The 16,675-nt window shown below is 66.0% G+C and carries 20 protein-coding genes; 19 read left to right on the plus strand and 1 reads right to left on the minus strand.

The genetic code is table 11. The annotated features are described in order from the left end of the window. The first annotated feature begins 153 nt into the window (after positions 1 to 153). The 14 genes from ACZLZQ_RS03110 (at position 154) to ACZLZQ_RS03175 (ending at position 10,508) form a co-directional block, all read left to right on the plus strand. The gene (locus ACZLZQ_RS03110; protein ID WP_472948113.1) at positions 154 to 2,826 is read left to right on the plus strand and encodes a phage tail tape measure protein; all 2,673 of its coding nucleotides are present in this window, start codon (positions 154 to 156) and stop codon (positions 2,824 to 2,826) included. Beyond that, entirely contained in the window at positions 2,826 to 3,260 is a 435-nt protein-coding gene (locus ACZLZQ_RS03115; protein ID WP_472948114.1) for a phage tail protein, read from the plus strand. The genes ACZLZQ_RS03110 and ACZLZQ_RS03115 overlap by 1 nt, the downstream gene beginning before the upstream one ends. Then, on the plus strand, positions 3,260 to 3,475 hold the full coding sequence (locus ACZLZQ_RS03120; RefSeq protein WP_472948115.1) for a tail protein X: 216 nt from the start codon (positions 3,260 to 3,262) through the stop codon (positions 3,473 to 3,475). Before ACZLZQ_RS03115 ends, ACZLZQ_RS03120 begins: the two co-directional genes overlap by 1 nt. A 3-nt stretch (positions 3,476 to 3,478) precedes the next feature. Next, entirely contained in the window at positions 3,479 to 4,462 is a 984-nt protein-coding gene (locus ACZLZQ_RS03125) for a phage late control D family protein (RefSeq protein WP_472948116.1), read from the plus strand. 71 nt (positions 4,463 to 4,533) lie between these two features. Then, the gene (locus ACZLZQ_RS03130) at positions 4,534 to 5,028 is read left to right on the plus strand and encodes a hypothetical protein (RefSeq protein ID WP_472948117.1); all 495 of its coding nucleotides are present in this window, start codon (positions 4,534 to 4,536) and stop codon (positions 5,026 to 5,028) included. Positions 5,029 to 5,119: 91 nt separating this feature from the next. Continuing rightward, positions 5,120 to 5,758, plus strand: coding sequence for a hypothetical protein (locus ACZLZQ_RS03135; RefSeq protein WP_472948118.1), 639 nt, complete (start codon positions 5,120 to 5,122; stop codon positions 5,756 to 5,758). Between the two features lie 9 nt (positions 5,759 to 5,767). Continuing rightward, complete coding sequence (locus ACZLZQ_RS03140; protein ID WP_472948119.1) at positions 5,768 to 6,550, plus strand: hypothetical protein; 783 nt, start codon at positions 5,768 to 5,770, stop codon at positions 6,548 to 6,550. Then, a complete protein-coding gene (locus tag ACZLZQ_RS03145) occupies positions 6,550 to 8,106 on the plus strand; it encodes a hypothetical protein (protein ID WP_472948120.1) in 1,557 nt (518 codons plus the stop codon). The genes ACZLZQ_RS03140 and ACZLZQ_RS03145 overlap by 1 nt, the downstream gene beginning before the upstream one ends. An 88-nt stretch (positions 8,107 to 8,194) precedes the next feature. Further along, positions 8,195 to 8,434, plus strand: coding sequence for a DUF7940 domain-containing protein (locus ACZLZQ_RS03150; RefSeq protein ID WP_472948121.1), 240 nt, complete (start codon positions 8,195 to 8,197; stop codon positions 8,432 to 8,434). Then, positions 8,421 to 9,002, plus strand: a complete 582-nt coding sequence (locus ACZLZQ_RS03155) for a lysozyme (RefSeq protein ID WP_472948122.1) — start codon at positions 8,421 to 8,423, stop codon at positions 9,000 to 9,002. Before ACZLZQ_RS03150 ends, ACZLZQ_RS03155 begins: the two co-directional genes overlap by 14 nt. Next, a complete protein-coding gene (locus ACZLZQ_RS03160; protein ID WP_472948123.1) occupies positions 9,002 to 9,448 on the plus strand; it encodes a hypothetical protein in 447 nt (148 codons plus the stop codon). The genes ACZLZQ_RS03155 and ACZLZQ_RS03160 overlap by 1 nt, the downstream gene beginning before the upstream one ends. Positions 9,449 to 9,479: 31 nt before the next feature. Further along, positions 9,480 to 9,602: a hypothetical protein gene (locus ACZLZQ_RS03165; RefSeq protein ID WP_472948124.1), complete on the plus strand. Its 123-nt coding sequence runs from the start codon at positions 9,480 to 9,482 to the stop codon at positions 9,600 to 9,602. A 76-nt stretch (positions 9,603 to 9,678) separates the two neighbouring features. Continuing rightward, positions 9,679 to 9,957 carry a hypothetical protein gene (locus ACZLZQ_RS03170; protein WP_472948125.1) on the plus strand — a complete coding sequence of 93 codons (279 nt, stop codon included), beginning with the start codon at positions 9,679 to 9,681 and terminating at the stop codon, positions 9,955 to 9,957. Next, positions 9,957 to 10,508 (plus strand): hypothetical protein, encoded by a 552-nt coding sequence (locus ACZLZQ_RS03175; RefSeq protein ID WP_472948126.1) that lies wholly within the window; start codon positions 9,957 to 9,959, stop codon positions 10,506 to 10,508. Before ACZLZQ_RS03170 ends, ACZLZQ_RS03175 begins: the two co-directional genes overlap by 1 nt. A 292-nt stretch (positions 10,509 to 10,800) precedes the next feature. On the opposite strand, the gene ACZLZQ_RS03180 is transcribed toward ACZLZQ_RS03175, so the two are convergent. Further along, complete coding sequence (locus ACZLZQ_RS03180; RefSeq protein ID WP_472932094.1) at positions 10,801 to 11,769, minus strand: Bug family tripartite tricarboxylate transporter substrate binding protein; 969 nt, start codon at positions 11,767 to 11,769, stop codon at positions 10,801 to 10,803. A gap of 272 nt (positions 11,770 to 12,041) precedes the next feature. Here ACZLZQ_RS03180 and ACZLZQ_RS03185 point away from each other — a divergent pair, with 272 nt between their 5' ends. The 5 genes from ACZLZQ_RS03185 to ACZLZQ_RS03205 all read left to right on the plus strand — a co-directional run bounded on the left by ACZLZQ_RS03185 (position 12,042) and on the right by ACZLZQ_RS03205 (position 16,674). Next, a complete protein-coding gene (locus tag ACZLZQ_RS03185; RefSeq protein WP_472948127.1) occupies positions 12,042 to 12,344 on the plus strand; it encodes a hypothetical protein in 303 nt (100 codons plus the stop codon). A gap of 115 nt (positions 12,345 to 12,459) precedes the next feature. After that, a complete protein-coding gene (locus ACZLZQ_RS03190; RefSeq protein ID WP_472948128.1) occupies positions 12,460 to 13,611 on the plus strand; it encodes an ABC transporter substrate-binding protein in 1,152 nt (383 codons plus the stop codon). Positions 13,612 to 13,938: 327 nt separating this feature from the next. Further along, positions 13,939 to 14,937: an ABC transporter ATP-binding protein gene (locus ACZLZQ_RS03195; RefSeq protein WP_472948130.1), complete on the plus strand. Its 999-nt coding sequence runs from the start codon at positions 13,939 to 13,941 to the stop codon at positions 14,935 to 14,937. Continuing rightward, complete coding sequence (locus tag ACZLZQ_RS03200) at positions 14,934 to 15,872, plus strand: ABC transporter permease (RefSeq protein WP_472948131.1); 939 nt, start codon at positions 14,934 to 14,936, stop codon at positions 15,870 to 15,872. The genes ACZLZQ_RS03195 and ACZLZQ_RS03200 overlap by 4 nt, the downstream gene beginning before the upstream one ends. Next, positions 15,862 to 16,674: an ABC transporter permease gene (locus ACZLZQ_RS03205; protein ID WP_472948132.1), complete on the plus strand. Its 813-nt coding sequence runs from the start codon at positions 15,862 to 15,864 to the stop codon at positions 16,672 to 16,674. Before ACZLZQ_RS03200 ends, ACZLZQ_RS03205 begins: the two co-directional genes overlap by 11 nt. Position 16,675 lies beyond the last annotated feature (1 nt).

Here is a 16,675-nt window from a genome sequence, read left to right on the forward strand (position 1 = left end):
ACCAGCCCATCAACGTCTGCGAGGACCTCGAGGCGGACCGCTTCTTCGCCTACTATGACACGATCGCGCCGCTGCTCGAGGGTGAGAACCCGAAGAAGTAGCCGCGCCTGCCGGCCGGCCGGGGCCGCGGCATCCCCCTATCGATGGTGAACAATGACAGCTTTGAAATCCGAGCTGATCCTGTCGCTCGTCGACAGGGTCACTGCCCCGGCGCGCGGCATCTCTCGCAGCATCGCCGCGATGCAGGAGCGCCTGCAGGTCAACACCGAGCGCATGCAGGCGATGCGCGGGCGCATGCTGGAGACGGCTGCCGCCGGGTATGGCCTCTACCAGGCGCTGTCGCGCCCGATCAAAGCCGCTGGTGAGTTCGGGTCTATGCTCGAGGACATCGGGCAGAAGGCCAGCATCCCGCAGGAGCGGCTCGGCGAGATCGGAAAGCAGATCCGGCAGATCGGCATCGATACCGGCCAGGGCGCGACGGCCGCCGGCAAGTCTGTCGACTTCCTGATGGGCATGGGCGCAGACCAGAAGACGGCGCTGTCGGTCGCCACACCGATCGGTAAGGCGGCCACCGCCTACCGCGCGGCAACCGAGGAGCTGTCGGCTGCCGTCTTCGCTGTGACCGACAACCTGAAGGTCCCGGCCGACCAAGCTGTGATGGCGCTCGACATCATGGCGGCCGGCGGCAAGGAAGGCGGCTTCGAGCTTCGCGACATGGCGAAGGAATTCCCCGTCATCACCGCGGCGGCGCAGTCCCTCGGCATCAAGGGCACGAAGGGCGTTGCTGACCTGGTCGCCATGCTCGAGGTGGCGCGCAAGGGCGCCGGCACTGGCTCCGAGGCGGCGACGAACCTGCAGAACTTCCTTGCGAAGATCACGTCGAAGGATGCGATCGGAAATTTCAAGAAGTTCGGCATTAACGTCACGAAGGAGCTGAAGCGCGCCGACAAGGCCGGCGTTTCGCCGATCGAGCATATGCTCGGCGTCATCGACAAGGTGACGAAGGGCGGCCGCTCCGACCTGCTCAACCAGCTGTTCGGCGACATGCAGGTGCAGAACTTCATCCGGCCGATGCTCGCCAACATGGACGAGTATCGCAGGATCCGCGAGAGCGCGCTGAAGGCCTCCGGCACGGTCCAGGAGGATTACGACCGCCGCATGAAGACGTTCGGCGGCGCCACCCTGCGCTTTCAGGCGCAGATGGAAAACCTCGCGATCGTCATCGGCTCGACCTTGCTGCCGGCTCTCAGCTCGATCATCGACAAGATCGCCCCGCTGATGGAGCGCTTCGCTCAGTTCGCCGAAGCCAACCCGGAGCTGATCGCCTCGCTCGTCGGCCTGGCGGCGGCTTTCATCGGCCTGCGGGTTGCGGCTTTCGGCCTGCAGTTCGCGTTCTTCTGGATGCGCGCTGGCTACCTCAAGGCGGCGCTGAAGGGCCTGCTGGCCTTGCGCGGCGGGGCCAAGGCGCTCGGCCTCGCGCTTGCGGCGATGGGCAAGACCTCGAAGCTCGCCGGCAAGGCGTCGCTCGCCGGGTTCTCAATGCTCGACCAGGCGGCCGGCAAGTCCGCCGCGGCGCAGGCCGCATCACGAGGCATGATCGAGGGCATGTCGGCGACACGGTCGGTCGCGGCATCCTCGGCCATGATCGCCGGCATGTCGGCGGCCGGCCGCGCTGTGGTGCCAGCTGCCACCGGTATCGTCGCCTCTCTGTCCGGCATCTTCACGGCCTTCGTCGGGTTCCTCGCCAGCATCACCGCGCCGGTCTGGGCTGCCGTCGCCGCGATCACGCTGGCGGTCGCTGCCGTCGGTGTGATGATCTACCGATACTGGGAGCCCATCTCGAACTTCGTGTCGGGCTTCGCCTCGAAGATCGGTGAGGAAATCGGCAAAGTGGTGAGCTCGATCGCGGGCGCCGGCCAGCGCATCGCAACGGCCGTCGCCAGCTGGGCGGTGCAGAAGGCTGTCGATATCGCGGCTTGGCTCGGCGTTGACGAGACGAGCGTCCGTACCGCGATCGACAGCGCCGTCACGTCGGTCACCGCCGGCGGCACGCGCATCATCGCCGCGATCAAGGCCATCCCGTCGCAGCTCGGCAACTGGATGGCCGGCATGTTCACGATGGTGGACTATTCCGAAGCCGACGAAGGTCGCTTCCGCGACATGGGCACCCGCCTGGCCGGTAAGCTGGTGGAAGGGATCACCTCGGCCGCGTCGACGGTCTCGACGGCGTTCGCCAGCCTGTTCACCGGCCTGTCCATACCGACGCCGGATTTCTCGGCTATCTCAGGTGCATTCGAGACGCTTGCGAGTGCCATCGCTTCGGCCGTCGAGAGGATCGCCGGTGCCATCGCGCGAGCGAAAGAGGCGCTGGCCGGGTTCTCAGGCTCGAGCTACATGCAGGGCCTTGCCGGGACCCCTGGAATCGGAAGCGGTGCGAGCAAGATCTCCGGCTCGGGGATTGGAGCGCAACTTGGCGCTGCTGGGGCCAAGGCGAGCAGTGTTCCTGCCCGCGCTGCCGGGGGACCCGTCCAGCGAAACGTTGCGACACTCGTCGGCGAGCGTGGGCCCGAGCTTGTGACGTTCGGCGCGTCCGGAATGGTCCACGACGCCCGCAAGACGGCTGCCATGCTTGGCGGCCGCGACCGTGGCTATGGCGCGCCGGCGGGTGCCGCCGCGGCGTCCGGCCGAGCTGGGCCCGCGAGCGTCACGTTCGGCAACATTGTCATCCAGGGCGGCGCCAACGCGTCGCCGCGCGAGCTGCGCAGCGAGTTCGGACGCGAGGCGTCCCGCCTGGCCCGCTCGCAGTTTTCCGATGGAGGCACCTGATGGCAGGACCGGCGACGCTCGCGCTGAATGGCCACGCCTTCGAGGCCTATGGCTTTGGCTACGCGAACATCAATCGACGCGTGAATCGGCGCTGGGCGAACATCGCTCTCGCCGGCGCGTCCGACGCACTGCAGTGGACTGGCGGGGCCGGCAAAACCACCACCATTCGTGGCGTGCTGTTTCCGGTGGAGTTCGGCGGGCTCGACACGCTCGCGGCGATCGAGCGCTTGGCCGATCAGGGGGCCGTCGTTCCTCTGGTCTCGATCGGCGCTGGCAACAACATCATCGACATGTTCGTCATCGAGGGCATCGACACGGATGAGGAGTTCCACGACGCCAGCGGGATGCCGATGAAGGACGCCTATTCGATCGACCTCACCGCCTATCCCGGTCGCGACTTCACGCCAGTTTCCGTTCTGCAGGGACTGTTCTGATGGCCGACACGCGCACGCTACGGCAGGGCGAGACGGTCGACCAGGTATGCCGCGAGGTCTACGGCGACGAGAGCGTCTTCGTTGAGTTGGTGCTCGCGGCCAATCCAGGCTTGGCGGATCTCGGCCCGGTGCCTGGCGTCGGCACGGTGATCATCCTGCCTGCGCGGCCGGCAGTCACCGCTGAGGCCGCCGCGCCGATCACGCTCTGGAGCTGACCGATGCAGCCGCAATGTCGGATCACTATCGACGGACAGCTTGCTTCCGGCGTCTTCTCCTCGCGGATCATCTCCTGCGAGGTCACGGACAAGGAGGGCGTTTCAGCTGATACCGTCTCGATCGCACTGAACGATGATCCGCCGGCAGCGCTGCCTCGCAAAGGCGCGGTGATCCGGGTCTGGATGGGCTACGCTGGCAGCATGGTGTTCATGGGAGCCTTCACGGCCGACGAGATCGAAGCCGAGTTCAAGCCTTATCGGCTTCTGATCACCGGGCGTTCGGCAGATTTGCGCAAGGCGAAGGCCAAGCAGAGCCGTGAACGGCACTGGGACGATAAGACCCTTGGCGACATCGTCTCGCAGATCGCGGGCGAACACGGCCTGTCGCCGAAGGTCGACGCGGCGATCGGGGGGCACCAATACGACTGGATGGGTCAGCAGAACGAAAGCGACATCCACTTTCTGGAGCGGCTGGCCGAGCGCCATGGCGCGACCTTTGGAGTGAAGGACGGCAACCTGATCTTCGCGACGAAGGGCAGCGGCAAATCGTCCTCAGGCGCCAGCTTGACGCCGGTGGTGGTAACTCTCGCAAAACTGGTCGAGGGATCTGGCCGCGTGCGGCTCGCCGACCGAACGCAGTACAAGTCGGTGAAGGCCAGCTATCACGATCGGAAGAAAGCGAAGCGGATCGACGTCGAAGAAGATAGCGACACCGATGGTGAATCGGTGTTCCGAGTTGGAGAGCCGATGGTCGACGAGAAGGAGGCGAAGGTCGCAGCCCGCTCCAAGGCCAAGGAGCTGAAGCGTGCCAGCGCCAGCTTTAGCTGCGAGATACTCGGTGACCCATCGGCTCGCGCTGGCGCCCCGCTGTCTTTCCAGGGCGTGCGGCCCGGCGTCGACGGCATGGCATTCATCATCGAGAGCGCCCGTCATTCTTTCACGAAGAGTGGCTACACGACGGGTCTCGACGGAAAGTTGCACGTATAGAGGCCACCACTTGACGGCGAAATGGGGCCATCGTTCTATTCGGGGACTCTACTCTGGCCGTCGGATTTCGCATGCATCGCGTCGCTCTTTTTGCCCTGGCCGCCGGTCTTCTTACCGCATCGCCTGCACTTGCCGGATGGGGGTTCCAAACCGATACCGATCCCTTTTCCGACGAGAAAACAGCGTATGTCGTTGGGATCGGATCCGGCGTGCAATTGGGTGCGAAATGCTGGAAGGGCGACCCGAAGAACACGATGATGATGATCATCCTGCCGACGCCGTTCGATCGGGCTGCAGAGTACAAGCAGTCCGTTTCAATTAAGGTGCGCGTCGACGAGGGAGATATCCAAGAGTTGCTCTTCACTCCCAGCGAAATGGGTGGACAGCTCGCATTCGTTACCAACCTCGAGCGTGAGGCAAGCCTCGTAGGAATCATCCGATCTTGGGGCGAGGCGAAGAAGCGTATCGCTCTTCAGTTGGAGACGATGAACCAGATAATTCCTGCGCAGGGATCTTCGAAGCCTGTGAAGCAGTTTTTCGAGGCGTGCGACTTACCCCCTACGTAGAGCGCCGGCACTGACGCCGGACATCGCTGACCGATCAGCACATCGACCCAAGCCCGGCCATAGCGCCGGGTTTTTCATTTCCGGAGCACCGATGACCAACTGGCGAAATCCCCTCTATGCCGGGATCGGCTGGGCGCAGGACATCCTCTTCCAAGGCGTCGAGCCGGATGACGTCGTCATCGTGACCATGCGGCGCGCTTTCACGGGTGCACGCGCGGTCGAAGTCTTCCGCGGCGAGCCCGACGACGAAGGCATCGCCGCCATCCGCATTGGCGGCGAGAAGACCCGAGATTGGCCTGCCGGCAATTACGAGTGGCAGATCGGTCTGCAGCGCGGTGGTGCAGCCGGCGTCTTTGCTCCGATGCCACCGATCGAGGTGAAGACCACGATCATCAATCCGCTGGGTGCCGAAGCTCCTCTGCTGGCGTCAGGCGGCGCGCCAATCAAACTGTCGATCGGCCCTTCCGGAGCGCCGGCGGTCAAGGTCACTCTGATGGCCGGCATTCGAGGCGATGTCGGCGAGCGAGGGCCGGCAGGTCAGTCATACCAGCATGACCAGCCCTCACCTGCGCCGGTCTGGACGATTGCCCACAACTTCGGCCACCGCCCGAGCGTCTCGACCTTCACCCTCGGTGGTGCGGTCATGCTCGGCGAGGTTCTGCACCTGTCAGTGAACGTGCTGACCATCACCTTCCTCACCCCCGTCGCCGGCACGGCGCACCTCGTCTAAGGAATCACCATGGAAATTCTGACCGGCATCGACATGAAGGGCGTTGCCCGGATCACCGGACTGCCCAACGCGATCAGCGATCAGGAGCCGGCCACGCTGGCGCAGGTCAACTCCCTCGTGGAAGGCCTCGCATGGAAGGACAGCGTCCGCGTTGCGACGCAAGCCAACATCTCGCTGTCCGCCCCGGGCGCAACGATCGACGGCGTCATCATGGCCTCAGGCGATCGCGTGTTGGTCCGCTCCCAGACGACGCCATCCCAGAACGGCATCTACCTCTGGAACGGCGCGGCCGCGGCCATGACCCGCGCGCCGGACGCATCAACCGCAGCCGAGCTTGAAGCCGCCACCGTTTCAGTGGAGGAGGGCACCTCTCTCGGATCAACCTTCCGGCAGTCGACGGTCAACTTCGTGATCGAGACCGGCAACGTCGTCTTCGGCGCCTTTGGTACCGCGGCGGCGCCGGCCAGCGACACAGTCCCTGGCGTGATCGAGATCGCGACGCAGGCCGAGGCCGACGCCGGCACGAGCGGCATCCTGGCCATCACCCCTGTGACGCTGAAGAACTCGGCCTTCGCCGTGAAGCGCGGCAACGGCGTCATCGGTGATGGGTCGGCGACCCAGTTCGACGTCGTCCACAACTTCGGGACCATCGACGTCATCGTCCAGATCATCGCCGTCGCGACCGGCAAGGAGATCATCGCCGACGTCACGCGCATCAGCACGACGACGGTCCGCATCAACTTCGCGGCGGCGTCGAGCGCCAACCAGTATCGCGTCGTGGTCATCGGCTGATGGCGAACTTCCTACTGGGTCGCCCACTGGCCGAGCTATACCTCGGCCCCGACCTGGTGGGCCGATACAAGGGGACGTCGCCCGAGTGGGCGGCGCCCGTCGTCACTCCAGGCTTCGACCCCCTCACGCTTTCGCCGTATGCCTGGTGGGATGCGGCCGACACCTCCAGCATCACGACCGATTCCGGCAACAACGCCCAGCGCATCGCCGATAAGAGCGGCGGCGGCCGGCACATGACAATCGGCTTCGGGCAACCGAAGACCGGCACCCGCCAGATGAACGGGAAGAACGCCATCTCCTTCAACGCGGCCACCGGCGGCGACCGCATGCAGGCTGACAACAGCGCAGGCGCGGGCTGGGGGATCGGAGACAGTACTGTGTTCGTCGTCTACCAGCGGGACACCACTTCCGGCGACGGCATGCTGATTTGCGGCACGACTGGCGATGGCCTTTCGCTGCTGTCCACGGCGAGCAACCTGACGTGGCGGCATCGAAACGCTGGCGTCTCGCCGTACACCGGAGAGCACACCCAAGGCCTTACAGCGGACCTTCAGCCGCACATTGCGCGTGCGGTCCGCAACTCCGTCGCCTACAGGCAGAAGATCGACAGCGCGAACGTCTTCGGTAACCAGAACGGCGGCCTCTCAGACGTTAATGCCGAGTTCCTATCGATCGGCAGCCAGGGCTCCACCTATCGCGCCTTCACTGGGTTGATCGCGGAGATCCTGATCTTCAAGCGCGAACTGACTTTCCGCGAAGCCGATCTGGTTGAGTCGTATCTTGCGGCGAAGTGGGGCGTGACCGCCTACGTCCCGCCGGTCTCGGCCGACAACCTTCTGACGAAGGCGCCTTCGTGGTGGCTCGACGCCATGGACCCGGCGTCGTTCGAGCTTGTCGACGATGCTGGCGTCTCGAAGGTTCGGCAATGGTTCGATAAGAGCGGCAACGCCAAGCACATCGTCACGTCCGACCTCAGCATAACAAAGCGCGCCACCTACAAAGCCTCTGATCCGCTGGCGGGCGGGAAGCCATCGGTATCAGCCACAGACCGTAACTCGGTCTTGGTGACCGGCACCCTGAACCCGGACGGTACCCCCGGGGGCGGAACTACCTTGGCGATGCAGGAGGTCTACATCGTCGCGATGGGGATGACCGGCGTCGAGACGACATTCTCGATCGCCAACGGCTGGGGCACTGGTCACGATGGCTATCAAGGGCTGTTCGGAAGCCCGCCCGGGTCAGCCGGTGCGCCGCGCATGCTCGGCAACTTGAACACTGCATCGTGGATCGGCAGCGGCGCTTTCTCGACCACAAGCGCGAAGAACGGCGGCGGATCTAGCGCCACCGTCCTGCCACTGCCTCTGTCGGCTCTGCGCATGACGAACACCGCGTCGAATACGACGGTCCCGCGGTGCCTGCTTAATCAAGACGCCTCTGCCGCGCGTGCATGGAAGGGGCCTGTCTGCGAGGTCATCGCATTCCCGGTCCCTCGGACTGCGATCGAGCAAGAGAAGATCACCCAGTACCAGATGAAGAAATGGGGCATCGCCGCCTGATCGCGATCTAGGCCGCCCTCCCACGCATCCCCTTCTTCCACCACAGCCCGCCCTTACCGGCGGGCTTTTTCATGTCCGGAGATACCTCATGAACCTCGTCCCCGACTGGCGCCGGGTGCTTCAGCACGCCTGGTCGATCCGGCTGATGCTGCTGACCGGCCTGTTCGCTGGCCTCGAAGTAGCGCTGCCGCTGATCGACGGCCTGTTCGACATCCCACCCCGTGTCTTCGCCGCTCTGTCCGTCATCACCGCGGCCGCGGCGCCCGTCGCTCGCCTCATGGCGCAATCCAACATCCCCGACACTGGAGGCACCGATGCCGATCAATAAAATCACCAGCAGCAAGCGCGGCAAAGCGGCGATCGCGGCCATCATCGGCGCCTTCCTTGCAGGCGGCGTGGCCGTCACGGGCGGCACGCCAGCGCCCGTCGTTCTGGCCGTCAACCACCTCATCAAGCCTTGGGAAGGCCTCGTCCTGAAATCCCACTGGGACCCGTACGCGAAGATCTGGGACATCTGCTACGGCGAGACCCGGATCAACGGCCGGCCGGTGACCGCCGGCATGACCTTCACGAAAATGCAGTGCGAGGCGATGCTGCAGAAGCGGGTCTACGCAGACTATTACCTCCCGCTGACGACGAGGATCCGGGGCTTCACCTCCTTCCCTGCATCTGTCCAGGCAGCGCAGATCTCCGGCGCCTACAATTTCGGCGTCGGCGGCATGGTCGGCTCGCGTGCAGCGGCGCTGGCCGCTGCCGGCCGGTACCGCGAGGCCTGCGAGGCGCAGACCGCTTGGAACAAGGCCGGCGGGCAGATCGTCAACGGCCTCGTGAAACGCCGCGAGATGGGCGATGCGCAGCGTATCGGCGAAGCCGAGCTCTGCGTGTCGGGTCTCTGATGCTGACGTTGCTCACAGCCCTGCCGTCGACCGTAAAAGCGGTGGCCGCGTTCGCCGCTGGAGTGCTGATCAGCTGGGCAGTGACCTTCGCCTACACGGAGCTCGTCACCCTGCCCGCCGCACACCAGGCTGGCCAGACGGAAGAGCGCGTCGTCTGGCAGGAGCGGCAGCGCAGCGCCGAGGCCAAGGCTGAAAGCGACCGTGCCGCAGCACAGGCGGCGATCGACGGCATCGAACGTGATTTCCACGAGAGAGAAGGCGCCCGGGCCGGCCAGATCGCCGCGCTCGAGCAGGCCCTGCAAGAGGAGCAGCAGAATGCTGTCCAGACGTCCCGCCCTGATGCTTGCCGCGTGCTCATTCCTCGCGGCGTGTCAAAACACCTCGACGATGTCGGTCGCGCCACGGCTCGCCAGCATTCCGCAGGTGCTGACCCTTCCATGCACTGACGTCGCGGACATCCCGGATCGGGATCTCGCGATGACAGAGGCCGCGCGTCTCTGGGCGCAGGACCGCCAGTCGCTCGGCGCCTGCCGAGACCGGCACCTCGCACTATCCGCCACCGCCTCGGCGCTCGCTCGGCAAGGGGCCGGCGAGCGCTAGGCGCTGCAACGCATTTCTAAAACCGGAGGGGGCTTTGTCCGAAAACCAAGACCGCGGCCAAAGCCGCGCAGTGACAATGACGATGGACGAAGCCGACCGGCGGGGCATCGAAGACTGGTTGCGGCTCCCGCAGAAGGACCGCGACCAGGCGATGGAAGTGACCAAGCTTCTCGTCAAAGACGGCAACCTCGACAAGCTGCGGGAACTGCTGACCATCCAGTCGGAGCTTTCGCAGTTCGTGCAGGTCCGAACCAGCATGAAGCTGGTCGGCGCTGCGGTGTTGAAGGCGGCAGCCCTAATCTCCGCTCTCGGAGTGATCGCCGTCGCCTTTCGCGAATTCATAGGGAGAACCTGATGCTGATGCTGTGGAAGCTCATCCGCGCGCTGCGGCCGAAGTCGATTGCCGACTTGGTCGCTTACGCCTTCGTGGCCGTTGTCGCGATGCCCTGCCTGTACTGGTCGCTGCTCGACACCCGCACGGTGGTCGACAGCATTGCCGAGGTCACCACGCCCGTCGTTCGTCAGGGCGAGGTGTTCCAGGTGCATTACAAGGTGAAGTGGAACAGGTCCTGCCGGCTGCAGGGCTACCGCTTCATCATCGACAGCGCCGGCGGCATGCACACGATCGCGCCGGACCAGCGCTGGATCAACGCCGGCAGCGACGAGTTCACGATCTCGATCCCGGTACCGCTCGGCGCCGTGCCCGGGCCGGCGCGCTACAAGGCGACGCTGCTCTACGAGTGCAATCCGTGGCAACGGTGGATCGCGCCGCTGCAGCGGGAGGTGCGCGAGCGGCAATTCTTGATCCAGCCCGGCAAGCCGACGGCCGGCGGTCTATCGTTTCACGTGCCAGCGACGATCATCCGACAGGGACCGCCGACAAGCCTACTCGCCGAAGCTCGGTAGTCGGGAATTGTCCGTCAGATCGACGATATTTGGCTTCTGCGCCGGCCGATTTCGGACTAGTCTCGCCACTCGGCCGGCGGCCAAGGCTGCCATACATCTTGCCATACATGCCGCGATACACCGATGCTGGGCGATCTGCCGCAACCCCAGCGTTGCTGGGCTTTCGGTGACAGGGCTTCGGTGGGATTGAATCCCCCTCTCTCCGCCATTACCTTGATCTATCCTGCTCGACTTCTGCCATTCGGTCGGGTCCGAAGGCGCCGCGCGCTCCCGGACCCATCCGCGATTTGCCTCAGTCCATCTGGACGTTGGCGGCCTTGATCACCGGGCGCCAGCGGGCGATTTCCGATTTTACGTGGGCGGCGAGCTGTTCGGGGGTGCCGCCGACCGTCTCGGCGCCGACATTGGCGAGCTTCTCCTTCACCGCCGGGTCGGCCAGCACCGCGTTCGCCGCCGCGTTGAGCGCCGCGACCGCCTCGGGCGGGGTGCCGGCGGGGGCGAAGAGCGCGTTCCAGGTATTGGTCTCGTAGCCCGGCACGCCCGCTTCCTCCATCGTCGGCACGTCCGGGAAGATCGCCGCGCGCTGCTTGGTGGTCACCGCCAGCGCCCGCAGCGCACCGGACTTGATGAAGCCGGTCGAGGACGGCAGGTTGTCGAAGTTGATCGGGACGTCCCCCGAGATCGCGTCGACCAGCGCTGGGCCGGAGCCCTTGTAGGGCACGTGCACCATCTCGGTTCCCGTCATCGACATGAACAGCTGGCCGGAAAGATGCAGCGGCGTGCCGTTGCCGGAGGAGGAATAGACCTCCTCGCCGGGCTTCTCCTTCAGCCGCGCGATCAGCTCCTGCACGGTCTTGGCCGGGTAGTCCTTGTTGACGGTGAGGACGTTCGGCACGGTGACCAGCAGCACGACCGGGGCAAAGTCCTTCTCCGGATCGAAGGGCGGGACGGCATAGAGCGAGGCCGAGAGCGCGTGCGTGGCGATCGTGCCCATCAGGATGGTGTAGCCGTCGGGATCGGCCTCGGCGACCGCAGTCGCGCCGAGATTGCCGCCGGCCCCGCCGCGGTTCTCGATCACCATTTGCTGCCCCAGCCGCTCGCCCATCGCCTGCGCCACCACGCGGGCGACGAGGTCGGTCGAGCCGCCGGCGGCGAACGGCACGACGAGCCGGATCGGCTTGTCGGGATAGGCGTCCTGCGCCAAGGCGCTGCCCGTCAGGGACAGGGCGGCGGCCAGCGCCAGAAAGGATCTCCGCTTCATTTTCGTCTCTCCCAGATCGTCTATCTTTGCGCCGGTCGTCGCCGGGACGGCGAGCCTAGCGCGGTCTGGGAGCGCAATCGACCGCCCCATTCGTCGAAGGGTGTTCTGCGTTGCCCGCCCCCTCGCTGGCGGTAGCGCTGGTTCTGGTTCCCTCCCTGGTGCTGGTGCTGGTGCTGGACAAGCTGCAATGCCTCTGCGCCTGTCAGGCAACCCAACCCGTTCCCGCTGGTTGCTCGCCCGACCGCCCTCTTCCGCCTGATGGAGCCGCCCCCTTGAAACGCTCGACGAAGATCCTCATCGCCTTGGCCTGCCTTGCCGCCGCCGCTCTCATCGGCCGCGCGCTCTACAGCGAGGGCACGGCGGTGCAGCAGGTCGAGAACGTCGCCAGCCAGGTGACGCAGGCCGAATGCGACGTCGCCGACCGCGACCGCACCGCCTTCGAGACCGGTGACGCCCGCGCAGCGACGCTCGACTCCGAGGTCGTCGCCGGCCTTCTCGCCAATTGCCAGAAGCAGGGCCTGGCGCTGCCGCGTCCGGCGCCACCGGCGGAATGGGCGCGGCAATACAAGAGGTAGCCGCGCTTCATTTCCCCTCGCGGATTTTTGAAGCACCCCGATTGCGCTGGCTCGGCGGCGCGATAAGCTCGTCTCCGCAAGGCCCGCGGTGGCGAGGCAGAAGAGGGATGGCAACATGGCGTCGATTCTCAGGACCTGTACCGTGGGCCTCATGGCCGCTGCCTTCGCCGGCCAGGCCGTCGCGCAGACCGCGATGACCGCCGTCGGCGACGGCGAGGGCGAAGTGCGCATCGTCGCCTGGCCCGGCTACATCGAGCGCGGCGAGACCGACAAGGGCTATGACTGGGTCACCGGCTTCGAGAAGGAGACGGGCTGCAAGGTCAGCGTCAAGACTGCCGCCACCTCCGACGAGATGGTGACGCTGATGAACCAGGGCGGCTTCGACCTCGTCACCGCCTCGGGCGACGCCTCGCTGCGGCTTGTCGCCGGCAAGAAGGTGCAGCCGGTGAACACCGACCTCATCCCCAGCTGGTCGAAGGTCGATCCGCGGCTGAAGGATGCGGCCTGGTTCACCGTCGACGGAAAGCATTACGGCGTGCCCTACCAGTGGGGGCCGAACGTCCTGATGTACAATACCGAGGTGTTCAAGACGGCGCCGACCAGCTGGAACGTCGTGTTCGAGAAGATGGACCTGCCGGACGGCAAGACCAATGCCGGGCGCGTCCAGGCCTATGACGGCGCGATCTACATCGCCGACGCCGCGACCTACCTGATGGCGACGAAGCCGGAGCTGAAGATCACCGATCCCTATGCCCTCAGCGAGGAGCAGTATGCCGCGGCGCTCGAGCTCCTGAAGGGCCAGCGCGCGCTCGTCGGCCGCTATTGGCACGATGCGGCCGTGCAGGTCGACGACTTCAAGACCGAGGGCGTCGTCGCCTCCGGCTCCTGGCCGTTCCAGGTCAACACGCTCACCGCCGACAAGCAGAAAATCGCCTCGACGATCCCTGCGGAAGGCGCGACCGGCTGGGCCGACACGACCATGCTGGCGAGCGGCGCGGAGCACCCCAACTGCGCCTATCAATGGCTGGAGCACTCGATCGACCCGAAGGTGCAGGGCGACGTCGCCGCCTGGTTCGGCTCGGTGCCGGCCGTGCCCGACGCCTGCAAGGCGAGCGACCTCCTCGGCGCGGAAGGCTGCAAGACCAACGGCTTCGACAATTTCGACAAGATCCGCTTCTGGCGCACCCCGACGGCGAAATGCGCGCAAGGGGAATGCGTGCCGTACTCGCGCTGGGTGTCGGACTACATCGCGGTGATGGGCGGCTGACGGCGGTAACTGGACAGCGCGCGCTGTCCGGTTTCTCGGCTGTCTGGCTGCAACGCTGAAATTTCTTCATCCCGGACTTGATCCGGGATCCATGCCAAGCCGTCGAACGAGTTTGGCCGGGTCGACATCCCCGGTGTTCTGCACCGGATTGATACTCTAGCGCTGAGGAATGGATCCCGGATCAAGTCCGGGATGACGAAGCTGAAAGGCTGGCATCTCTGCCCCCCTTCAAAAGGGATCCCGGGCCAAGCCCGGGATGACGAACCGCAGGCGTGGGCATCCCTTGCTTTCCTTCGCCTTCCCGCTGACCTCCCATCCAAGGCCCCCATGACCCCAGCCGTCTCGCTCCGCGCCGTCTCCCGCCATTTCGGCGCCGTCCGCGCGATGGATGGGGTTGATCTCGACATCGTGCCGGGCGAGTTCTTCGCGATGCTGGGGCCATCCGGCTCCGGCAAGACGACGTGCCTCCGGGTGATCGCCGGCTTCGAGCAGCCGAGCGCGGGCGCGGTCGCGATCTTCGGCGAGGACGTCACGGGCGTGCCGCCTTACCGGCGGGCGGTGAACACGGTCTTCCAGGACTATGCGCTGTTTCCGCATCTGAACGTCCGCGACAACGTCGCCTACTCCCTGATGCTGCGGAAGGTCGAAAAGCGCGAGCGTCGCGCTCAAGCCGACGCCGCGCTCGACCTCGTGAAGCTTGCCGGCTATGGCGAGCGCAAGCCCGGCCAGCTCTCCGGTGGACAGCGCCAGCGCGTCGCGCTCGCCCGCGCCATCATCAACCGGCCGAAAGTGCTGCTGCTCGACGAGCCGCTCGGCGCGCTCGACCTGAAGCTGCGCGAGAGCATGCAGGAGGAGCTGAAAAGCCTGCAGCAGACGCTTGGCATTACCTTCATCTTCGTCACCCACGACCAAGGCGAGGCGCTGTCGATGGCCGACCGGGTGGCGGTGTTCAGCGAGGGCCGGGTGATGCAGGTGGGCGCCCCCGAGGCAATCTACCGGCGGCCCGTGAACCACTTCGTCGCCGACTTCGTCGGCTCGTCCAACGTCCTGCCGCCGGAATTTGCCGGCCGCGTCGGCTTCGAGGCGCGCTGGGCCAGCCTGCGGCCGGAGGCGGTGCGGCTGGTGGCGCCGGGCATTGCGCCTGATCACCTCACCGGGCGGCTCGCCTCGACCAGCTATCTCGGCGCCACCACGCGGCTCGGCATCGACCTCGGCGACCTCCGCCTCCATGCCGTCGTCCCGGCGGGAACAGTCATTCCAGCCATTGGGGAGCCGATCGCCATCAGCTTTTCACCCGAAGCGCTGCACCTGATGGAGCCGGCGTGAGCGCCGTCGTCCTGCCGCGGCGGCCGGGACTCGCCGGGCGGCTGTCGGACCTCCTCTGGCGCCGGCCGAACCTTCTGGTCGTGCTGCTGCTCGCGCCGCCGGTGCTCTGGCTCGGCCTCGTCTATCTCGGCTCGCTCGCCGCGCTGCTGGTCCAGAGCTTCTATTCGCTCGACGACTTTTCCGGCGTCATCGTCGAGGAGTTCACGCTCTCGACCTATGCGGCGCTGCTGCAGCCGGCGAACTTTGCGATCATCCTGCGCACCGTGGTGATGGCGGCCGCGGTGACGCTCGCCGCCGGCATCATCGCCTTCCCCATCGCCTATGTCGCCGCGCGCCATGCGAAGGGCGCCTGGAAGGCGCTGTTCTACCTCTGCGTGATGCTGCCGCTGTGGTCGAGCTACCTCGTCAAGGTCTATGCCTGGAAGCTGATCCTCGCCAAGGAGGGCATCCTCACCTGGCTGTTCCAGACGCTCCACCTGACGCCGGTGCTGGACGCGGTGCTGGGCATCCCCGGCATCGGCGGCAACTCGCTGTCGGTCAGCTACATCGGCACCTTCCTCGTCTTCGTCTACATCTGGCTGCCCTACATGATCCTGCCGACGCAGGCCGCGCTCGAGCGGGTGCCGGTGAACCTCACCGACGCCTCCGCGGACCTTGGCGCGACGCCGTCCGAGACGTTCCGGCACGTGATCTTCCCACTGGCGCTGCCGGGCATCATCGCCGGCTCGATCTTCACCTTCTCGCTGACCCTCGGCGACTACATCATCCCGCAGATCGTCGGCTCGTCCCGCCTGTTCATCGGCCAGGCCGTCTACACCCAGCAAGGCACCGCCGGAAACATCCCGCTGGCGGCCGCCTTCACCGTGGTGCCGATCGTCATCATGGGGCTCTATCTCTGGATGGCGAAGCGCCAGGGGGCGTTCGATGCGCTCTGATGCCGCCCCAGCCCCGCTCGGCCTGAAGCTGGCCGCCGGCGCCGGCCTCGTCTTCCTCTTGGCGCCGCTGGCGATCATCTTCGTCTACGCCTTCACCACCGAGGAGAAGAGCTTCGTCTGGCCGCCGCCGGGCCTGACGCTGAAATGGTTCGCGGTGACCTGGGACCGTCCGGACGTCTGGGCCGCGCTGAAGCTTTCGGTGCAGGTGGCTTCCGTCTCGACTGCCATCGCGCTGGTGCTCGGCACGCTCTGCGCTGCCGCCGTCAGCCAGAAGAAATTCTTCGGCCGCGAGACGATCTCGCTCCTCGTCATCCTGCCGATCGCGCTGCCCGGCATCATCACCGGCATCGCGCTGCGCTCGGCCTTCTCGATCGCCGACATCCCCTTCTCGTTCTGGACGATCGTGCTCGGCCACGCGACCTTCTGCGTGGTGGTGGTCTACAACAATGCGGTGGCGCGGTTCCGGCGGCTGTCGGGCTCGCTGATCGAGGCGTCGATGGACCTTGGCGCCGACGGCTTCCAGACCTTCCGGCACGTGGTGCTGCCGAACATCGGCACGGCGCTGCTCGCCGGCGGCATGCTCGCCTTCGCGCTGTCCTTCGACGAGGTGATCGTCACCACCTTCACCGCCGGCCAGCAGCAGACCTTGCCGCTGTGGATGCTGGAGGAGCTGATCCGGCCGCGGCAGCGCCCGGTGACCAACGTCGTCGCGCTGGTCGTGGTGCTCGTCACCTTCCTGCCGATCCTCGCCGCCTTCTACCTCACCCGCGATGGCGACAGCGTCGCCGGCGCCGGCAAATAAC

It is taken from the genome of Mesocryomonas lacus (assembly GCF_055730105.2).